Source organism: Rubritalea profundi (genome assembly GCF_002954445.1).
Lineage (GTDB): Bacteria > Verrucomicrobiota > Verrucomicrobiia > Verrucomicrobiales > Akkermansiaceae > Rubritalea > Rubritalea profundi.
Window position 1 is genome coordinate 701902 of sequence record NZ_MQWA01000001.1, and the last position, 18129, is coordinate 720030.

Here is an 18129-nt window from a genome sequence, read left to right on the forward strand (position 1 = left end):
AGCGTACAAGGTCTACAAATCGCTGAAGAGTTCATCGTCCTGTGGTAGCTGCGGCTGTAACATGATGTCTGATAAAGCGAAAAAGAAGCTCCTCCAAAAACGAGAGGTTATATCTCCCAAAAGAACAAGCTCCAGCTGATCGTATTCACCTGAATACAAATAGCAACTACTCTACCGTCACACTTTTGGCTAGATTTCGAGGTTGATCAATCGAGCAGCCTCTTAAACGAGCCACGTGGTAAGAGAACAGCTGGAGCGCGACAGTGCACACAATCGTTGCTATGTAGTGTGGGCAATCTGGCACTTCAATGGTCCAGTCACAAGCGACTTTAGCTTCCTCGTCACCTTCTGTAATTACTCCGAGAACTGGAGCTTTACGCGCGCGACATTCCTCCACATTTCCCACGGTTTTTTCTTGGCCTGGTCCACGATTCATCAATGCCACCACCGGCATATTTCCATCTAACAACGCTATCGGCCCGTGCTTGAGCTCAGCAGCATTGTACGCCTCAGCATGGATGTAGGAAATCTCCTTCATCTTTAGGGCTCCTTCAAGTGCCACTGGATACATATAGCCACGACCGATGTAGAACATGTGCTCGCATTTAATAAAGTTGTTGGCGATTTTTGCTATCGCATCATTCTTCTCTAGTACCTGCTGCACAAGCGCTGGAATTCCGAGAATTTCGCGTGTTATTTTCACTCCTTCATCACGCGACATCCTGCGTCCACGAGCAAGCTTCAAGGCGACTAACAAGAGTACTGAAACCTGGCAGGTAAATGCCTTGGTCGATGCCACACTAATCTCTGGGCCAGCGTGTAGATAGATCCCTCGTCCAGCTTCACGAGCAATGGTCGAGCCCACCACATTGACCAATCCTGCCACAAGAGCACCTTTATCGATTGCCTCCCTAACAGCTGCTAGAGTATCGGCAGTTTCACCTGACTGACTAATGGCAATCACCAGATCTTTACTCCCTACGATAGGGTTTCTATAGCGAAATTCAGCAGCTTGCTCGACCTCAGCGAGCATTGCAGCAAAACTTTCGACAGCATATTCGCCAACAAGTCCAGCATTGAGAGATGTCCCGCAGCCAACAATCAACAGCCTCTGGAAGTCGACTAATTCACGCGGGCTCAGACCTAAGCCTGAAAGGATTGCAGTCCCCCGATCTTTATCTATTCGCCCGCGAATAGCATTGCGAATAGCCTCGGGTTGTTCAAAAATTTCTTTCAGCATGTAGTGGTCATAGCCGCCTTTTCCTGCCGCGGCTTCAGACCAATCAATCGATGCTAGATCGCGCTGGACTGGGACAGCATCGAGGGTGCGCACATCTACTTTACCTTCCTCTACTATAGCGATGTCATTATCGTCTAGATAGATTACTTGGCGAGTGTGGCTTATAATAGCTGAGGCATCTGATGCCACGATGGTTTCACCATCACCTAGCCCGATAACGATTGGTGAGCCCCTACGAGCAACCAATAATTTACCAGCTTCATCCGCGCAAATACAAGCAACACCGTAGGTTCCGTCGACCTGCTTTAGTGCTGCTGATAGCGCTGTAAAAAGATCTCCCTCGTAATGAGAATCTACCAAATGCGCTAGAACTTCACTGTCTGTATCTGAGAGAAAGACGTGCCCCTGAGCTTCTAGTTTGGACTTCAGTGAACGATAATTTTCAATGATCCCATTATGCACTAATGCGATACGCCCATCACCAGCGGAGTGAGGATGCGCGTTCGCCTGAGTGGGCGGCCCATGAGTCGCCCAGCGGGTGTGAGCAATCCCGACGTGCGCTTGTTGGTGAACTAGATCATTTTGATAGTCGCCTAGTGAGTCTACTAGGTTTGCTACTTTCCCTTCTTGTTTATAAATCTCAATGGCTGAGCCACGGTGAATTGCTATCCCCGCGGAATCATACCCACGGTATTCGAGTTTTCTTAATCCTTGCAAAAGGATCGGTGATGCGGCGCGCACGCCTGCATATGCTACTATTCCACACATATATCTTTAATTTTTTTGAGTTATTTATTATTCAAAAATGTCTTTCTCGACGCTTTCGTTTGGACGGGTTGTGGCATAGGGCCCCAACTTCCGACCTGGGTAAATGGCAGTATGAATGCCGGTATGGACATGATCTCCAACGATCGTGCCTAACTTACGTCGACCGGTATCCACCAAGGCTCCATCGACACTTGTCCGATGATTTTTGCCATCGTGACGCAGATTTGAAGTCACTGTGGCGGCACCAAAGTTCACTTTGGAACCTATCACACTGTCACCGACATAGCTGAGGTGGCCAACTGAACTACCATGCCCAACGATAGAATTTTTCACCTCGACGGCTTGCCCAATATGGACACCATCACCGATAGCTGTATTACCACGGATGTAGCAATTCGGCCCAATCTTACAGTTTTCACCGATCACAGCATTGCCTTCGATAAAGACGCCGGGTAAGATCCGCGACCCTACTCCCACGTGAATAATTCCCTCTATGTGGGCCGCTGGACTCACTTCACCTATGTGCACGCTCTCAGTCAAAGCGCCCACTATTTGCTCATTCACCTGCAGTAGATCCCAAGGGTACAATAACAAGAGTGAATCGTCGCTCGCGGTCAGAGATGTGCCACTACCATCGTCCAGCCAAGCAAGCTTCTCGCCCTGCCTGCTCAGAAGGTTGGCTCCGAATCCGGCGGCTAACAACAGCTTCCAATCCTCTTGAGAGACCCAAGAATTTTGATACACGCTAGCATTAGCCGGAGCGAATACTTCTTGGCATTTTTGTAATGTCTGACCTGCCACAAACTGATCCGATGGCACACTTCCTTCTGCCAATGGCCACCAATTGCCGACGTTTTTTGCTTTTAAAAGTTGCATCAGCTAGACTGGTGATTTGTTTCCGATAGTAGCTTCTACAACTGCACAAATCTTCTCCGTTGAGGACTTTACTGCCTGAGCACATTTTGCCTCCACCAACACACGAATTTTATTCTCCGTACCAGAATAGCGTACTAATACACGGCCGTCGGCTCCAAATTCTTCTTCCACCTCACTGATCACCTGAACCAACTCTGGAATTGATTCGATCGGAGGTTTTTCGGTAACATCTAGCCCGTGGAGTTCCTGAGGGAATTCCTCCATTCCACTCGCCAACTCAGAGAGCGGCTTGCCTGATTCTTGCATCATTTCAAGCACCTTGAGCGCAGACATCAAGCCATCACCAGTGGTTGCGCTTTCGGCAAAAATGATGTGGCCAGAATTTTCTCCACCGAGCGAATAGCCATTCTCACGCATACACTCTATCACCAGACGGTCTCCGACCCCTGTGGCTTCGACCTTGATTCCTTCTTTAGCTAAAGCTGAATGTAGACCTAGATTACTCATTACCGTAGCAACGAGCGTGTCCTTCGCGAGTTTGCCCTGGGCCTTAAGAGCCTTGGCACACATATAGAGAACCTTGTCGCCTGAGACCTCTTCCCCATTTTCATCAACAAAAATCACACGGTCAGCATCGCCATCGAGACAGATTCCTAGATTGGCTCCATGTGCTTTGACCTGCTCACCGGCCAACTCAGGGTACAGTGCACCAACTCCAGCATTGATATTTCGTCCGTCTGGCGCAACCGCCATGGAGATCACTTCGGCGCCTAGTTCTTCTAAGATCAGTGGGCCAACAAAATAACCCGCACCATTGGCACAATCTATCACTATTTTAAGCCCCTTGAGAGATTTCGCTCCAATCGACGCCTTGGCAAATTCGATGTAACGCCCGGTCGCGTCATCAATCCGGAGGGCTTTGCCCATTTCTCCTTCTGGGTCACTGAGTTTATCCTCTAGAATGATTGCTTCGACTGCCTCCTCCAAGGCATCGTTGAGCTTGTAGCCGTCCGGTCCAAAAATCTTTATACCATTGTCAGTGTAGGGATTATGAGACGCTGTCAACATCACCCCTGCGTCACACGCCATCGATTTAGTAAGGTAGGCAATAGCTGGTGTCGGAACTGGCCCAGTCAATAATACACGAGCTCCTTCCGAAACTAATCCAGCCGTGATCGCACTTTCCAACATGTAACCAGAAAGTCGAGTATCCTTGCCGATGACGACTTTATGATGCCCAGCCATTTGAGCTTTCAATACCCGCGCTACAGCACGACCAATACGCATTCCCACTTCTGGGGTGATTGGCCAATGATTCGCTTTCCCACGAATTCCATCTGTTCCAAAAAGTTGCTTATTCATATATATATAATAGCTTTGTTGTTCGATCCGAAACCACACTAATCCGATCAACTTTTAACATTACCGACCAAAATTTAACAGTTTGACCAGAACATGCCATATCTATTTCTAGTCTTTATTGTCATCGGGTTTCAATCCGCACGGCCAGCAACCACATCGCCTGTAAATCTCACCAAGATTACACAGCTCAGGCATTTCTAGACTAGACATCATTGATAGTCTCAATTACTCAGTCCTTGCTGTCGCTCCTCAACGCGACTGACCTATTTTCAACAACAAGCAATACAACATGGCTCTCATCGTTCAAAAATATGGCGGAACTTCCGTAGGCTCACTCGATCGCATTCGTAATGTTGCCAGCCGTATTAAGCGACTCCGCGACGAAGGTAACCAAGTAGTTGCAGTGGTTTCAGCAATGGGTGGCGTCACTAATAAACTCATAGCCATGGCCAATGAGCTAAATGATGAGCCAGCCGAACGCGAAATGGACGTACTACTCTCTACTGGCGAGCAGCAATCTATCGCATTGGTAACCATGGCTCTTCACGAGCTTGGAGTCGAAGCAGCCTCCGTCACAGGTCGCCAAGCCGGCATCAGAACCACGGGGTCACACACCCGAGGAAAGATCGACGCGATCGACCCTACGATGATGCAAGGATTTTTAGACGAAGGAAAAGTCATTATTTGCGCCGGATTCCAAGGCCTACGCGAAGACGGCATGATCCACACACTGGGACGTGGAGGCTCAGACCTCACAGCCATCGCAGTGGCATCAGCTCTGAAGGCCGACGTCTGCCAGGTCCTTACAGATGTAGATGGAGTCTACACCTGTGATCCACGCATCGTCAAAGATGCGCGTAAAATGCCAGAAGTGTCCTACGACGAAATGCTGGAAATGGCATCCTCTGGCACTAAAGTGATGCAGTCCCGCTCAGTAGAATTTGCAAAAAAATATGGCGTGATCTTTGAGGTCCGCTCATCCTTGAACGATAATCCAGGAACCATAGTAACCGAAGAACACGACAACATGGAATCAGTAGTCATCCGAGGAGTCTCAATAGAGCGCTCCCAAGCACGCCTCACGATCACTGGCATCCCAGACGAGCCAGGCAAGTCCGCAGCGATGCTCTCCTGTCTTGCGAAAGCGGAGATCAACATCGACATGATCATTTCTAACATCGCGCACGATGGCCTCGCTCGCCACTCAGTGACGATGCACAGCAACGATCTTGGCAAGGCCCAAGCCGCTCTCAAGCCCATCATCTCTAAGCTAGGAAACACCGCAGGAATCGAGACTGAAGCAGGCATAGCTAAACTTTCCTGTGTCGGTATCGGCATGCGCTCACACTCCGGTGTGGCAGCAAAAATGTTCGAAGCACTCGGAGCAGCTGGCATCAACATCGGCATGATCACAACCTCCGAGATCAAGATCGCAGTCACCGTCGATGAGACAGACATCGAAGACGCAGCACGCATAGTCCACGCCGCCTTCGATCTAGACAAAGAGCCTACTAAATAACCTAGCTTCTCTATTCAATTTTTCAAAGCTTCACCACCATCTGGTCGTGAAGCTTTTTACTTTCCTACCACCCGTCAAAACGAAGGAAATAAAAGTCTATCGCCTAAAGGCATTCCAGTACACTCTCCGCGCAGCAATTTAATCTTCATGAAAATCAAGCTTCTCGTTCTCGCTCTCACCTCACTTTTACCTCTCAGCTTACTCACCTCTTGCGTGGAAGCTGTCGCGCTTGCAGCCATCGCTGTTGAGCTAACTGAAGGTGACGACGAAGTGATCCCAGAGCTAGTGATGCACGAAGGCGCTAAGGGAAATTACCCAATCGCTCAACGCGTGCACAGCTCATCGACATACGTTCACCACCCTTACACGAACAAGCCCGTCAATGTTTTCGGCAAGCCATCAGGCATCCTATTAGGATCTGGCAGAAAAAAATACTACATCCCCCACTTCTCACAATACCCAACCGCGACGAAAGTCGCAGGAAAGACAGACTACTACCTCAATCCATACGATAAACGAGAAATCCGTATAGCTAGATGCAAGCCTGGCACACTCGTCTCCTCTCCCTCCGCCGGCACCTTTTTTTACCTCCCAAAGTAGACCACGGTAAATCAATACGATCCGCTCACGATGGGCGGATTTTTTTTGTGTTCATCTAAAGAGCTCATCCGGCAGCCTAAAAACCTCTAGAGTTTCACACTCTTCTTCTTCGCTAACAACACTCTTTCACCGCGTGGAGTGAGGGTGATGGTAGAGCGATGGATGCTTATGAGCAAACCAACGGTCGCCATTGTAAAGATTAAGTTTGTACCGCCGTAGCTCACAAAGGGAAGAGGCAGTCCAGTGTTAGGTAGAACAGCTGTTGTCACTCCTATATTCATCATCGCGGGGACTACGATAGAGCATGTCAGACCAGCAGCGAGCAAGCGACCAAAGAGATCCGTACAGCGTGCTGCAATCGCAATGCCATAGGCGGCGATTAGAGCGAAGCAAAAGACTGTGCCTAGAGCAAACCATAAGCCGAGTTCCTCCCCAACCATAGGGAAAATGAAATCTGTGTGCGCGAAGGGGAGGTAGCCATGCTTCTCCGCACCATTCCCTAGGCCGAGTCCATCGACACCACCATTGCCCCATGCCAACAAAGCTCTATATTGTTGGTAGAAAAAGCCACGCTGTGCGTCAGGGTCATCTGGGTTCATAAATGCCATGATCCGGTTCATCCGGTTAGCGTTAGTGTATACAAACGCTGAGAGGACGCCTAGCCCTCCAAGGCAGGATCCTAACAATAGATACCCACGGGTACCGGCAATGTACATAAGAGCAATCCCTGCAGCAGCGAGTCCGGCGGATGTCCCCATGTCTTTCTCAAAAAAGATCAAACCTATGAGCGAACCGAGTATCGCCATAGGATAGAGATAACCCTTGCGGAAAGTTTTCACCTCAGCCTGATGGTGGGCAAACCAAGCTGCGAGCCCAATCATGAGGGCTATTTTAGCTGGCTCAGACGGTTGGAAGGTAAAGCCGGCGAGCTGAATCCAGCGGGTCTCACCATTTACCTCTTTGCCAACCCCTGGGATGTAGCAAAGAGCTAACAAGAAAATAGCGAAACTATAAATCGGCCACGCCCATTTTCGTAATTTTTTATAATCACTGTAAGCTAAGACTCCTGAGACAATAAGACCAAAGCCTAGGCAGCCAGCTTGTTTGATCAACAAAGAATATTCCCTTCCCTCTGTGATCCATACACTCGTCGATGCCAGCATCACCAAACCTAACACCATGAGTAGGCTAGTGGCTATACATACCATGATGGCATTGCGACTATCTGCTGATCGTTCGAGGGCTGTGATCATTGGATTATTTAGCTGGAATTTTAAGTGTCACACCAGAGCGTAACTGACGCGCATCGCTCATCCCATTGAGCTGCATCAGAGCATCTTGGCTCACTTTAAATTTATTCGAAATACGCCAGACTGAATCACCAGGTTGCACCTTGTATGTCTGAGCTCCTGCCACTGGCTGAGCCAGAGGAATGTTAGCCGTAACAATCACCGCTCTATGTGCCACAGGCTGCACATTGACAACAGTGTTCGTTACTGGGAGTGGTGGCCGATCTGAAACTGGAAGCGCCGCAACCACTGCTGGCGATGTCACCTTGATAGTCTCCGCGGGTAGGCTCAATGGCTTCCCTGCGAGAGGAATTGTATTATTATTCACTTTGCGAAGCTCCTGTACATCCACTTGGTGGCGTGCGGCAAAAGCTTCGTAAGTATCTCCTGCGAGCATAAATTCAGTTCTGAGGCCGGCATTGACATTACTAAGGTCGACATTTGTCGCAGCCGCTTGCGTCCGCGCTGAAGCTGGTAGGATGTCATCAAATTGTCCCTTGTTCCACTTGATGCCAGTATAAATCACTCCAATTGCTACGAGGTGAAGCATAAGAATGATTGTGAGTGCTCGGCCGATGCTGGCATTCGGCACATCGGAATCGAGCATGTTAGGGTTAGCCGAAGTACTGGCTCGCTGTTTTCTACGAGAACTAGCAGTCACTTTAGCGTGCAGTTTGCGGAAACCAGTTTTAGTCTGCCGCTTGGTCTGGAGTTTTTTGTCTTTCATGGTCTTTTTTAGGGCTGGGAATGGTTGGGATGGAAATTATTTGAGATTATTGACGAGCATGCGGAAATGATCACCGCGTGCTTCGTATCCTGAGAATTGATCGAAGGATGATGTTCCTGGCGAGAGCAACACCGCATCTCCTAGATGCGCGTGTTTCTGAGCTAGAACCACAGCCTCGTCTAAGGTGGAAACCACTTCTGTAGGTACTACTTTTGAAAAAATGGATGCCAACGGCTGAGCAATCTCACCGAACACAATTGCGGAATGCACCTTCTCTTCTAGACGCGCTAACAGCTCTTCGTATTCAAGGCCTTTTTCTTTTCCTCCTGCTAGCAGGACAACAGGCCTAGATTGTGAGCGCAATGCACTGTCGAGCGCGTGGAGGTTTGTCGCCTTAGAGTCGTTGAGGTATTCCACCCCATCTAAGGTGCGGATAAGCTCGCAGCGATGCATCGGTGGAGCAAAGCCCCTAAGAGCGTCAGTTGCGATTTCGTAGGACACTCCTAGAGCATGGCAAGCCGCCACAGCACTCATCACATTCTCAGCATTATGCAGACCGCGCATGTGTGTCACGGAAAGATCTAACACAGGCTGACCGGAGAAATATATCTGATTCTCTACAAGATAGTAATCAGAATTCTGAGCTTCAGTGCTGAAGGTAAAACTAGTAGCAGAAAGTCCCCCAAGATCTTCACCTAGTCTAACGACTGCAGTGTCGCTAGAGTCTTGATTGATAAAGATATTCTTTTTTGCATCAAAGTAATCTTCGATAGCTGTGTAGCGATCCATGTGGTCGGCTGAGAAGTTTAACCAGATTGCCACATCAGCATGGAAATCCTTCACCGTCTCTAACTGGAAGGAACTAAGCTCAAGAGCTACAGAGCCTGGAACCATGTCCATCATCAAAACTTCAGAGAATGGTACTCCATAATTACCACAAGCCACACAACTCAGTCCGCTGTGTTCCAGTATGCGCTGGACCAACTCAGTAGTCGTCGTTTTACCATTGGTTCCTGTGATCCCTACCACTTTACCTTGGTAAAATCGGGCGGCTAACTCGGCCTCGCCAATCAGCTCACCAGCATTTTTGGCAAAGGATTTCACAAACGAACCAAAGGTATCGATCCCCGGCGAAATCACTAGCAAGTCACAGCTAGTTTCCAGCCCTAGAGCATCGGTAGCTCCCGCGACCCCGACAGCAGCCTCAGGCCAGCCATCGAAATGCGCATTCGGGTTCGAATCAAATACGCGGACCTCAGCACCCTTTGCCAGAGCAAGCGTCGTCGCAGCTCGGCCACTACGGCCAGCTCCAAGAACTACAACTTGTTTGCCTGTAAGGATCATATGATTTTGAGAGAGGCTAGGCCAACCATGGCGCAGAGGATGGAGATAATCCAAAAGCGGATAATGACTTGGCTTTCATGCCAGCCACGAAGCTCGAAGTGGTGGTGGATAGGAGCCATCGCGAAAACACGCTTTTTACGCATTTTGAAGCTTCCGACCTGAATGATCACAGAGAGAGCCTCCATCACGAAAACCCAGCCGATGATTACTAACAAGAGTTCCTGCTTGGTACAGATAGCCGCAGTACCAATGGCGCCACCGATAGCCAGCGAACCCGTATCTCCCATGAAGACTTTTGCCGGGTGACAGTTAAACCAAAGGAAACCGAACGATGCTCCCACTATAGCCATCATAACCACTGCTAGCTCACCTAACATCGGGTTGTACGCCATGTGCAGATAGTCAAATCCAAGGACCAGATGCCCACCAAGGTAAGCAACCACAGCATATGCTAGACCTGTAGTGATGGTACAACCAGCCGCTAGGCCATCGAGCCCATCAGTAAGATTCACTGCATTAGAGGCTCCAATGATGATGATTGCGAAGAAAGGAATAGCGAGGTACCAAAGGTCAAACAATGGAGTTTTCGCTAGCGGGATAGTCAGCTCGCTTGAGCGCATAGCTTGAGCTTTTCCGTCCACTTGAACCCAATATCCAGTAGCATCTTTCGGTGGGAAGCGATCTTCGTTAGCCTTGGTTGTTGCCACATCTTGATTCTCTACATTTTCAATAGTAGCACGTTTCGGCTCCTTTGCTGCTAGAGTTCCAGCCACCTCTGGTTTAAAAAACAGGAAACAACCAGCCACCAACGCGATTCCAAACTGCCAGCCCAGCTTGGTGCGGGCGCTCACTCCATCAGAGTTTTTCAATTTCACCTTGGTGTAATCGTCGATAAACCCAAGTAGTCCGAGACCTATCATCACGAACATGGTAACCGCAACAAATGGATTGAGAGCGCGTCCGCAGAGTAAAACTGCAACGAGGACTGAGCCAATAATCATCACCCCTCCCATTGTTGGTGTCCCAGCCTTCGCTCCGTGAAGTTCGTGTAACTTGTGCACCTCTGCAGCCGAGCGGATCGGCTGGCCAACTTTAAGCGAAATGAGCTTCCGTATCACCCGAGGTCCCAAAAATAGCGACAAGGCAAAGGTCAACATGCAGGCTAGCGCGGCACGTACTGTTAGATACTTCAACAGATTCAGAAAACTGAATCTCTCTGCCCACTCAGCACCATCTTGGAGTGCTGCATACCACCATTCGTAAATTGCGTATAACATGATTAGTCCGTCGGAAAAGCTTTGTGCATTACCCGCTCCATAGCGGCTGCGCGGCTACCTTTGAATAAGACCGCATCGCCGGTGACACAGGTCGACTGCAACCATTCGGCCGCAGCTTCTACAGTTTCAAAATGAACAGCGGATGCTCCAGATTGGGTTGCAGCCACTGAGATGGCTTTGGCTTCCTCGCTAGGGTCATCACCCCTAAACCGCGTTCTGCGGCGAGCGAGCCGATCTCATGGCTCGCTTGATCTGCGTGTTTGCCCAGCTCAGCCATTCTCCCTAACACCACGTAGCGTTGGGCTGAAGCATCCACTTTTAGCTCTGCTAGCGTCTCGATCGCAGCCATCATGGATTCCGGGTTGGCATTATAAGTGTCATCAAAGACCGTCACTCCAGCACTCTGGAAAGCACGTAAACGCCCGCTGGTTAGTGTGGCTCTATTCAGCCCTGCTGCAATTTCAGTAATCGTCATACCCAAAGTATGACCAGCTGCGGCGGCCAACAGAGCATTGCCAATCATGTGACGCCCTACCACTTGTAGATGTACTTTCTCGGACTCTTGGCCATCAATCACGAGAAGGAACTCAGAGCCATTCTTATCCATTCGCAATTCTTCTGCGCGAACCTCACCTCTGCCATTTCCCACAATCATTCTGCGAGCTCTGCTATGACCCTGGAAGTAATCGACATAATCACATGCAGCGGAAACAATCAGCACGCCATCGGCTGGTAGAGCGCGAGCCAGTGCACCTTTCTCCTCTGCGATCGCCTGCCTGCTCCCTAAAAATTCAATATGAGCAGTGCCCACATTTGTGATGATCCCTATCCGTGGTTTTGCAATCTGGCACAGCGGAGATATTTCGCCAGAGTGGTTCATTCCCATCTCTAGCACACACACCTCATCGTCCTCCTCGGTTGAAAGCACCGTGAGAGGCAAGCCAATGTGGTTATTCAGATTTCCTAGTGTTGCGTGCACTTTGAAGCGCTCACCAAGCACAGCCTTTGTGAAATCCTTAGTCGATGTCTTGCCGTTAGATCCAGTGATAGCTATCACTTCGACATCGAGCTCGCGGATATACCACGCGGCAAATGCTTGCAGGGCGTTCAGAGTGTCTTTCACCACGATAACTGCAGTGTTTCCAAAGTGGACGCCTGCAGGAACGCGCTCGACCACAATTGCGGAGGCTCCGGCTGCTACTGCTTTTTCTAAAAAATTGTGTGCGTCAAAGTTCTCACCGCTGAGAGCAAAAAATGCAGATCCGTCCCCGATCGTGCGTGTATCTGTCGACACTGAGGTCACGACACCAGCAGACTCTCCTGAATGGAGTCTACCGTGCACAGAATTTACGAGTTTTTGGATCGGGGTCGTTTTCATTACTTATTTCTCCTCGTTGTTAGTATCTTTTCTTTTGTCATCAAAACTGCGGCGGTCTCCACCTCTTGAGTCGCGCCTATCACCACCGCGGAAATCACGACGCTCACCACCACGATCATCTCGTCTGTCTCCGTCTCTGAAATCACGACGCTCACCACCACGATCTCCACCTCTGGAGTCACGACGATCTCCACCGCGTTTGTCACCTTGCTCGCCTACACGGCGTTCGCCATATTTTTCTGGGCGCTGGTACTCAGGTCTTTCTCCGTCGCGTCGCTCTGACTTATCACCTGAAAACTTATCGCGCTTGAAGTCACTGGAGTCCTTACGGTCAAAATTGTCGTAGCTACGCTCGCGAGGTTTTTCTTCCTCATCGAGCTCAGCAACTGGCTTATCTTTGAGCGCCCAACGAGCTACTCTGCGATCGTCGAAGAGAACCTTCTCGTCTGCCAATTCTTGGTAAAGTTCGTGTCCCTTTCCAGCGATCAGAACAATATCTCCTTTTGATGCCACGTTGACAGCGGTACGGATAGCTTCGTCTCGATCAGGTATCGGCCGATAGGCTTTGCTCTTCATTCCTGCTTCGATCTGTTTAATGATCGCATCGGGATCTTCAGAACGTGGGTTATCAGATGTAATCAAACAAAGATCACTTATCTCACTCGCTACTGCAGCCATCAATGGCCGCTTGATTTTATCTCTATCGCCACCACAACCAAATACTGTGATGAGCTTATTAGGCCCCAAGTCTTTCAGAGTTGCACAAACATTCTGTAAGGCATCTGGAGTGTGAGCATAGTCAACAAATACGGTAACACCCTCACGGGTTCCTATCAGCTCCATGCGGCCTGGCACCTGTGGAGCCTCGGCGAGAGCCTTGACTGCATCACGCGGCTTGATCCCCGCAGCAGCAGCTCCAGCGATTGCAGCCAGTGTGTTGTAAACATTGAAGCGCCCGATAAATGGAGTACGTACCAAGTAGGACTTACCACGGTTATCTAACTGAAATTCTGTACCACGAACTTGTTGCTTAATCTTAGTAACTTTAAAATCACAATGCGCCCCCATTCCGTAGGTAACGATGTGGATGGCATCACCGAATTCCTCGCCGAGTTCTTTAACGAGCTTTGCCCCGTAAAGATCATCGCTGTTGATTACTGCGACAGGTTTCTTCTTACCATCTTGCTGAGGGAGACTCGCAAAAAATGCTTTTTTCACCTCGAAATAAGCAGCCATGGAACCATGGTAGTCGAGGTGGTCTTGTGAAAAATTAGTAAAGATGGCTGCATCAAACTGCACTGCTGCGATACGCTTTTGCTCAATGCCGTGAGAGCTCACTTCCATAGCTACTCCGCGGCAACCGTTGCCGACCATTGCTCCGAGTTGACTCTGCAGAATGTCTGCTGATGGAGTGGTGTGCGTCGCCTCTGTACGCTCAACGCCGTCATCCACCGTGATTGTCCCGAGCAAGCCTGCGCGAGTCCAGCTTTGCTTCATGATGTGCTGAAGCAAGAAAGTCGTCGTTGTCTTACCATTGGTGCCAGTGACACCGACAGTTCGGAGCTGCGCGGATGGATTGCCAGCAAGAGCGCTAGCAATGGTTGCTAGCGCTACACGCGTGTCATTGCTGTGGATCCAAACGACTTTTTCGCTAGTATCAGCATCAGGCGCAGCCTCTGCGACAATCGCAACTGCACCCTTCTTGAGGGCTGAGTCGATATATTTATGGCCATCGGATTCTTCACCGCGGATGGCGACAAATACCATACCTGGCTTCACCTTGCGGCTATCAGCTGTCACGCCTTTGGCGACATGATCGAGGTTCCCTGAGGCCACGGCCTTCGGAAGGTGGGAAAGTAATTCACGTAAAATCATTTGTTTTTGGTAAGTTGTTCAGAGATTTCTTCCGTAGGAGTCAGGTGCATGTGCGCTGCAGTGCGCTCAGCAATCCGCTTCCAAATCGGTGCAGCTATGGAGCCGCCCCCGTGCTTTACGTTGGTTGTCTGTGGATCGTCAATAACAACCACACAAACAAACGCAGGATTTTCTGCTGGCAGCATCCCGGCGAAGGAAACTGTAGAGCGATCTTTGTCGTACATCTTAGTTTTTACGTTCCACTTCCACGCGGTCCCCGTCTTGCCACCCTCTGTAAAACCTTCAACGTCTGCTCGCCTCGCTGTCCCCTCTGGCTGAACCACTGTCTTCAAAGCTTCTCGCATTTGTCGGGATGTCTCCTCAGACAACACCCTGCGAATCATTTCTGGCGAAAATTCTTCGATGAGTAAGCCTGAGTTCGTATCGATTTTTTTAACGATGCGCGGCTGCATCAACTTTCCACCATTGCCGATCACACAGTACGCGTTCGCAATCTGTAGAGGAGTCACACTGACTCCGTAACCATAGGCCACTCGTGAGAAGTCGGTTGCATTCTGGGTGTTTTTCAACATGCCCTTACTTTCACCTGCAAGCTGGATATTCGTTTTTGATCCGAAACCAAACGCGGCAGCGTACTTGTAATACCTGTCAGCTCCGACCATTTTCGCCATCATATAGGATCCGATGTTATTCGATTTCTGCAGCACCTTCCACACAGGGATAATCCCTTTAGGGTAAGAATCCCTTACAGCCATCGCTCTCCCATCCCTGTAGTAGCCGTTGTGGCAATCAATTAGCGTATCAATGCTCACTAGGCCTTCATTCATGGCTGCAGAGGCTGCTAGCACCTTGAAAGTCGAGCCAGGTTCGTACATTGCCTGCAGTGCAAAGTTAAATCCGTTAGTAACAACCATCTCGCGGATATTTAGATTGTAGTGCGGACGGCTCGCCATCCCTAGGATCTCACCCGTATGAGGATTCATCATAACCACACAGCCCTTCACCCCTTCAAATTCTGCCATCCCACGATCGAGCTCTTCTTCGCAGATTGCCTGAATGCCCATATCGAGAGTCAACTGAACATTGAGTCCATTGTTCGGTGGTCGAAAACTTCCTTTATGCGCCGGCATCACATTGCCACGGATGTCGCGCATCTCAACTTCATAGCCATTGGTGCCTTCCATCCATTTGTTCATCGAGGACTCCACCCCAGCCATTCCTTTACCACTACGACTGACGTAGCCAATCAAATGCGATGCCAATTCTGGAGCTGGATACCATCGACGCTTTTCCTCACGGAAAAAGAACCCTTTGATACGGCGATCTTTAATCAAGCGCTCTAAGCGAATAGCAAGTTCGGTTGGCAAGCCCTGATAAATTACTCGCTCCCCCCCCCGCTTACTCATCGGAATCTTGCTCTTTAACTCCTCTTGGCTCAGACCTAGAGGGCGCGCCAACTGGTCGATTGCGTAGTCAAAGTGCATATCGACCAATGCGGCTGGATTGTCGCTGTACGCATCGAGCAACTTGCGCACACGCGTATTTATTTTTGAGCTCTTCTGCTTATCCGTCCAGGTTTTCCATTCTGGTTCTTTACGCAGCTGCGAGCAAGCAACCCCCTTAGCTACGTGTGACGCCTCCTTGAGATGCTGCACATCCACCACGACAGATTTAGAGATCACCGTACTTGCGATGATTTCCTCGTTGCGGTCGAGCAATACTCCGCGGTTAGCCTGAATGACTTCTTTACGCCGATAAGAATTTCCAGCGGTTTCCGCGTAGCGGGCTCTATCGAAAACCTGCAGATAAACCAAACGTCCAGACAATGCGCTTAGGCCCGAAATGAGCAAAAGGCAAAGGATGATACAACGACGTTGGGCGGATTTATCCATTCTTAGGGAGTAGTCTGGGCAATAGCTATGGATGCTGATGTCACCACCTCGACGACGGATGACGGAATTTGTTGCAGCTCGGAACCACGGTTAGCTAACTCGGCACGGATCATGTGGCGGTTCAGTTTGCGGTCGATTTTTACCTGAACCATTTTCATGGTCTCTTCAGCTTCTTCGATACGGTTCTGGGCATCATCGATCTCACGCGCCACGACAACCTGGCGGTTCTTCATCACAGCATGTAAAACACCACCAGTACCTAACAAAGCAGTGATAATAAGAATCATCACTATGTGAAGTGATCCAAAATGGTTTGTTTCTGAACGTCTTTTATTCATTTCAATAGATAGTTTGTTAGAGTTTCTCAGCTACACGTAGCACAGCGCTACGCGAGCGAGGGTTGCGCTTCACCTCTTCAGCAGTTGCTTTGATCGGCTTGCGCGTTATGGAGTTAAATGAGTAATCGGGGTTTGGCCGTGGCTCAGGCCACTCAGGTCGGTCGATCTCTTTCGACGACGCATGCTTGAGGAATCGTTTGACCATGCGGTCTTCGAGACTGTGAAAGCTGATGACGCAGAGCCGTCCACCTGGAGCTAGTAAATCACCTGCAGTCTCTAGCAGCTTCTTCAGAGCTCCTAGTTCGTCATTCACTTCGATCCGAAGTGCCTGAAAGACCTTAGTCGCTGGATGGATTTTCTTGCCGTAACGCGGGATCAATTTCTCGATACTCGCAGCTAGCTGAGTCGTAGTTACATAAGGTTTCGTCTGGCGCTGCTCGCAGATATATTTAGCTATCTTGCGGGACGCACGCTCTTCACCATATTCCCAAATGACTCTCGCTATCTCCTGCTCGCTCCACTGATTGACAATCTCTGCCGCGGTCAGTGGTGAACTAGGCCCCATGCGCATATCCAGTGGCCCTTCCCTCTGAAATGAAAACCCACGCTCGTCACAGTCGAATTGCCACGACGAAACGCCTAGATCGACTAGCCAGCCATCGACTTTCTCGACTCCACGCTCGCGCATTAGATCTAGAGCATCAGCAAAATTTCCGACGACAGGATGAAAACGATCACCAAATCTCTTCAGGCGCTTTTCGGCGTACTCGTGTGCTTGAGGATCTCGGTCGATTCCATAGACATCGGCACCGCATTCTAACATTCTTCCAGTATGGCCACCGCCACCTAGAGTTCCGTCGACCAGCACCTTGCCTGGAGCTGCCAGCATCCCTTGCACACTTTCTTCCAGTAGCACAGTCTCGTGATAATGAGGCAACTCCTCATCAGCGGAACCACCACCACCCAATGTCGGCTCTTCAGCGTAGAGACAAGCGTCCACAGAACAGGAAATCATGTGATTCCCTGCCTTAGCTTGGGCTACAGCAGTTTGGTAGGAAAGCTTCATTGCTTACGTCGTTTGGGGGGGATGATAAAGATCAGAAGATATCCATTTCCGCGTTAAGCTCAGCAATCTCAGCTTCCTCGCGGACCCGCATTTCCTCATAGTTGTCGGGGCTAATAATTTCGAAATATGCCCCTCTCCCGACGAGAGTGACTTGACCTTCCGGCTCGATATTTGGGTGACTACAGAGTGCCTTAGGCACTAGCAGCTTCCCCTGCGGGTTCAGCTTTGTTTTCTGACAATCGGAATACAACTTACCGCTCATCATCCGTCGTTGGGCTGGTGTCCAATCGCTTCGGTTTTGAATCTCTCCCAAAATCGTCGCAAACTCCTGCTCCGTTAGGACTCGCAAGGTGGGTAACTTGTAAGCATTGGAGCGCATCAACCGAAGCGTCCCACTCCCAGCAGTCACACGCCAATCCGACGGAACGGACACCCTGCACTTGGGGTCCATTTTGTGTTCATACACCCCTTCTAGGGTATGTTCATACGTCGTCATAAAGTCAGTTAATACATGTGAGCGCACTCTTATACACTTTGGTACACTTCGATGTCAAACATCAAAACGTTAGGAACTCTAG

Annotated in this window: 15 protein-coding genes; 2 read left to right on the plus strand and 13 right to left on the minus strand. The window is 49.7% G+C overall.

Annotation, left to right across the window (positions count from 1 at the left end):
* Positions 1-166 precede the first annotated feature (166 nt).
* Genes glmS through glmM form a run of 3 tightly spaced genes read right to left on the minus strand, consistent with a single transcriptional unit; the run spans position 167 to position 4246 of the window.
* Entirely contained in the window at positions 167-2008 is a 1842-nt protein-coding gene (glmS, locus tag BSZ32_RS03065) for a glutamine--fructose-6-phosphate transaminase (isomerizing) (RefSeq protein ID WP_105042059.1), read from the minus strand.
* Between the two features lie 27 nt (positions 2009-2035).
* The gene (locus BSZ32_RS03070) at positions 2036-2884 is read right to left on the minus strand and encodes a hypothetical protein (RefSeq protein ID WP_105042060.1); all 849 of its coding nucleotides are present in this window, start codon (positions 2882-2884) and stop codon (positions 2036-2038) included.
* A gap of 3 nt (positions 2885-2887) precedes the next feature.
* Positions 2888-4246, minus strand: a complete 1359-nt coding sequence (gene glmM, locus BSZ32_RS03075) for a phosphoglucosamine mutase (RefSeq protein WP_105042061.1) — start codon at positions 4244-4246, stop codon at positions 2888-2890.
* 289 nt (positions 4247-4535) lie between these two features.
* On the opposite strand from glmM, the gene BSZ32_RS03080 reads away from it, so the two are divergent.
* Both BSZ32_RS03080 and BSZ32_RS03085 read left to right on the plus strand, forming a co-directional pair.
* On the plus strand, positions 4536-5765 hold the full coding sequence (locus BSZ32_RS03080) for an aspartate kinase (RefSeq protein WP_105042062.1): 1230 nt from the start codon (positions 4536-4538) through the stop codon (positions 5763-5765).
* Positions 5766-5912: 147 nt separating this feature from the next.
* Positions 5913-6365, plus strand: coding sequence for a hypothetical protein (locus BSZ32_RS03085; protein ID WP_105042063.1), 453 nt, complete (start codon positions 5913-5915; stop codon positions 6363-6365).
* 86 nt (positions 6366-6451) lie between these two features.
* Here the strand turns inward: BSZ32_RS03085 and BSZ32_RS03090 are convergent, their stop codons facing one another.
* The 10 genes from BSZ32_RS03090 to BSZ32_RS03135 all read right to left on the minus strand — a co-directional run bounded on the left by BSZ32_RS03090 (position 6452) and on the right by BSZ32_RS03135 (position 18047).
* A complete protein-coding gene (locus BSZ32_RS03090) occupies positions 6452-7618 on the minus strand; it encodes an FtsW/RodA/SpoVE family cell cycle protein (protein WP_105042064.1) in 1167 nt (388 codons plus the stop codon).
* 4 nt (positions 7619-7622) lie between these two features.
* A complete protein-coding gene (locus BSZ32_RS03095) occupies positions 7623-8381 on the minus strand; it encodes a LysM peptidoglycan-binding domain-containing protein (RefSeq protein WP_105042065.1) in 759 nt (252 codons plus the stop codon).
* Between the two features lie 36 nt (positions 8382-8417).
* A complete protein-coding gene (murD, locus tag BSZ32_RS03100; protein WP_105042066.1) occupies positions 8418-9725 on the minus strand; it encodes a UDP-N-acetylmuramoyl-L-alanine--D-glutamate ligase in 1308 nt (435 codons plus the stop codon).
* Positions 9722-11002, minus strand: a complete 1281-nt coding sequence (gene mraY / locus BSZ32_RS03105) for a phospho-N-acetylmuramoyl-pentapeptide-transferase (protein WP_105042067.1) — start codon at positions 11000-11002, stop codon at positions 9722-9724. The genes murD and mraY overlap by 4 nt, the downstream gene beginning before the upstream one ends.
* A 118-nt stretch (positions 11003-11120) precedes the next feature.
* Entirely contained in the window at positions 11121-12380 is a 1260-nt protein-coding gene (locus tag BSZ32_RS03110; RefSeq protein ID WP_105042068.1) for a UDP-N-acetylmuramoyl-tripeptide--D-alanyl-D-alanine ligase, read from the minus strand.
* A gap of 3 nt (positions 12381-12383) precedes the next feature.
* The gene (locus BSZ32_RS03115; RefSeq protein WP_105042069.1) at positions 12384-14255 is read right to left on the minus strand and encodes a UDP-N-acetylmuramoyl-L-alanyl-D-glutamate--2,6-diaminopimelate ligase; all 1872 of its coding nucleotides are present in this window, start codon (positions 14253-14255) and stop codon (positions 12384-12386) included.
* A complete protein-coding gene (locus BSZ32_RS03120) occupies positions 14252-16147 on the minus strand; it encodes a peptidoglycan D,D-transpeptidase FtsI family protein (protein ID WP_105042070.1) in 1896 nt (631 codons plus the stop codon). The genes BSZ32_RS03115 and BSZ32_RS03120 overlap by 4 nt, the downstream gene beginning before the upstream one ends.
* A 2-nt stretch (positions 16148-16149) precedes the next feature.
* Positions 16150-16485 carry a hypothetical protein gene (locus BSZ32_RS03125; RefSeq protein WP_105042071.1) on the minus strand — a complete coding sequence of 112 codons (336 nt, stop codon included), beginning with the start codon at positions 16483-16485 and terminating at the stop codon, positions 16150-16152.
* A 16-nt stretch (positions 16486-16501) separates the two neighbouring features.
* Positions 16502-17551 (minus strand): 16S rRNA (cytosine(1402)-N(4))-methyltransferase RsmH, encoded by a 1050-nt coding sequence (gene rsmH, locus BSZ32_RS03130; RefSeq protein WP_240610552.1) that lies wholly within the window; start codon positions 17549-17551, stop codon positions 16502-16504.
* A 31-nt stretch (positions 17552-17582) separates the two neighbouring features.
* Positions 17583-18047 carry a division/cell wall cluster transcriptional repressor MraZ gene (locus tag BSZ32_RS03135; RefSeq protein ID WP_105042072.1) on the minus strand — a complete coding sequence of 155 codons (465 nt, stop codon included), beginning with the start codon at positions 18045-18047 and terminating at the stop codon, positions 17583-17585.
* Positions 18048-18129 lie beyond the last annotated feature (82 nt).

Excerpts from the sequence above, each read along its gene's own strand:
- BSZ32_RS03070 (WP_105042060.1), bottom strand. The coding sequence starts at position 2,884 with ATGCAACTTTTAAAAGCAAAAAACGTCGGCAATTGGTGGCCATTGGCA.
- BSZ32_RS03120 (WP_105042070.1), bottom strand. The coding sequence starts at position 16,147 with ATGGATAAATCCGCCCAACGTCGTTGTATCATCCTTTGCCTTTTGCTC.
- mraY (WP_105042067.1), bottom strand. The coding sequence starts at position 11,002 with ATGTTATACGCAATTTACGAATGGTGGTATGCAGCACTCCAAGATGGT.
- murD (WP_105042066.1), bottom strand. The coding sequence starts at position 9,725 with ATGATCCTTACAGGCAAACAAGTTGTAGTTCTTGGAGCTGGCCGTAGT.
- BSZ32_RS03080 (WP_105042062.1), top strand. The coding sequence starts at position 4,536 with ATGGCTCTCATCGTTCAAAAATATGGCGGAACTTCCGTAGGCTCACTC.
- BSZ32_RS03085 (WP_105042063.1), top strand. The coding sequence starts at position 5,913 with ATGAAAATCAAGCTTCTCGTTCTCGCTCTCACCTCACTTTTACCTCTC.
- glmS (WP_105042059.1), bottom strand. The coding sequence starts at position 2,008 with ATGTGTGGAATAGTAGCATATGCAGGCGTGCGCGCCGCATCACCGATC.
- BSZ32_RS03135 (WP_105042072.1), bottom strand. The coding sequence starts at position 18,047 with ATGACGACGTATGAACATACCCTAGAAGGGGTGTATGAACACAAAATG.
- BSZ32_RS03110 (WP_105042068.1), bottom strand. The coding sequence starts at position 12,380 with ATGAAAACGACCCCGATCCAAAAACTCGTAAATTCTGTGCACGGTAGA.
- BSZ32_RS03090 (WP_105042064.1), bottom strand. The coding sequence starts at position 7,618 with ATGATCACAGCCCTCGAACGATCAGCAGATAGTCGCAATGCCATCATG.
- rsmH (WP_240610552.1), bottom strand. The coding sequence starts at position 17,551 with ATGAAGCTTTCCTACCAAACTGCTGTAGCCCAAGCTAAGGCAGGGAAT.
- BSZ32_RS03095 (WP_105042065.1), bottom strand. The coding sequence starts at position 8,381 with ATGAAAGACAAAAAACTCCAGACCAAGCGGCAGACTAAAACTGGTTTC.
- BSZ32_RS03115 (WP_105042069.1), bottom strand. The coding sequence starts at position 14,255 with ATGATTTTACGTGAATTACTTTCCCACCTTCCGAAGGCCGTGGCCTCA.
- glmM (WP_105042061.1), bottom strand. The coding sequence starts at position 4,246 with ATGAATAAGCAACTTTTTGGAACAGATGGAATTCGTGGGAAAGCGAAT.
- BSZ32_RS03125 (WP_105042071.1), bottom strand. The coding sequence starts at position 16,485 with ATGAATAAAAGACGTTCAGAAACAAACCATTTTGGATCACTTCACATA.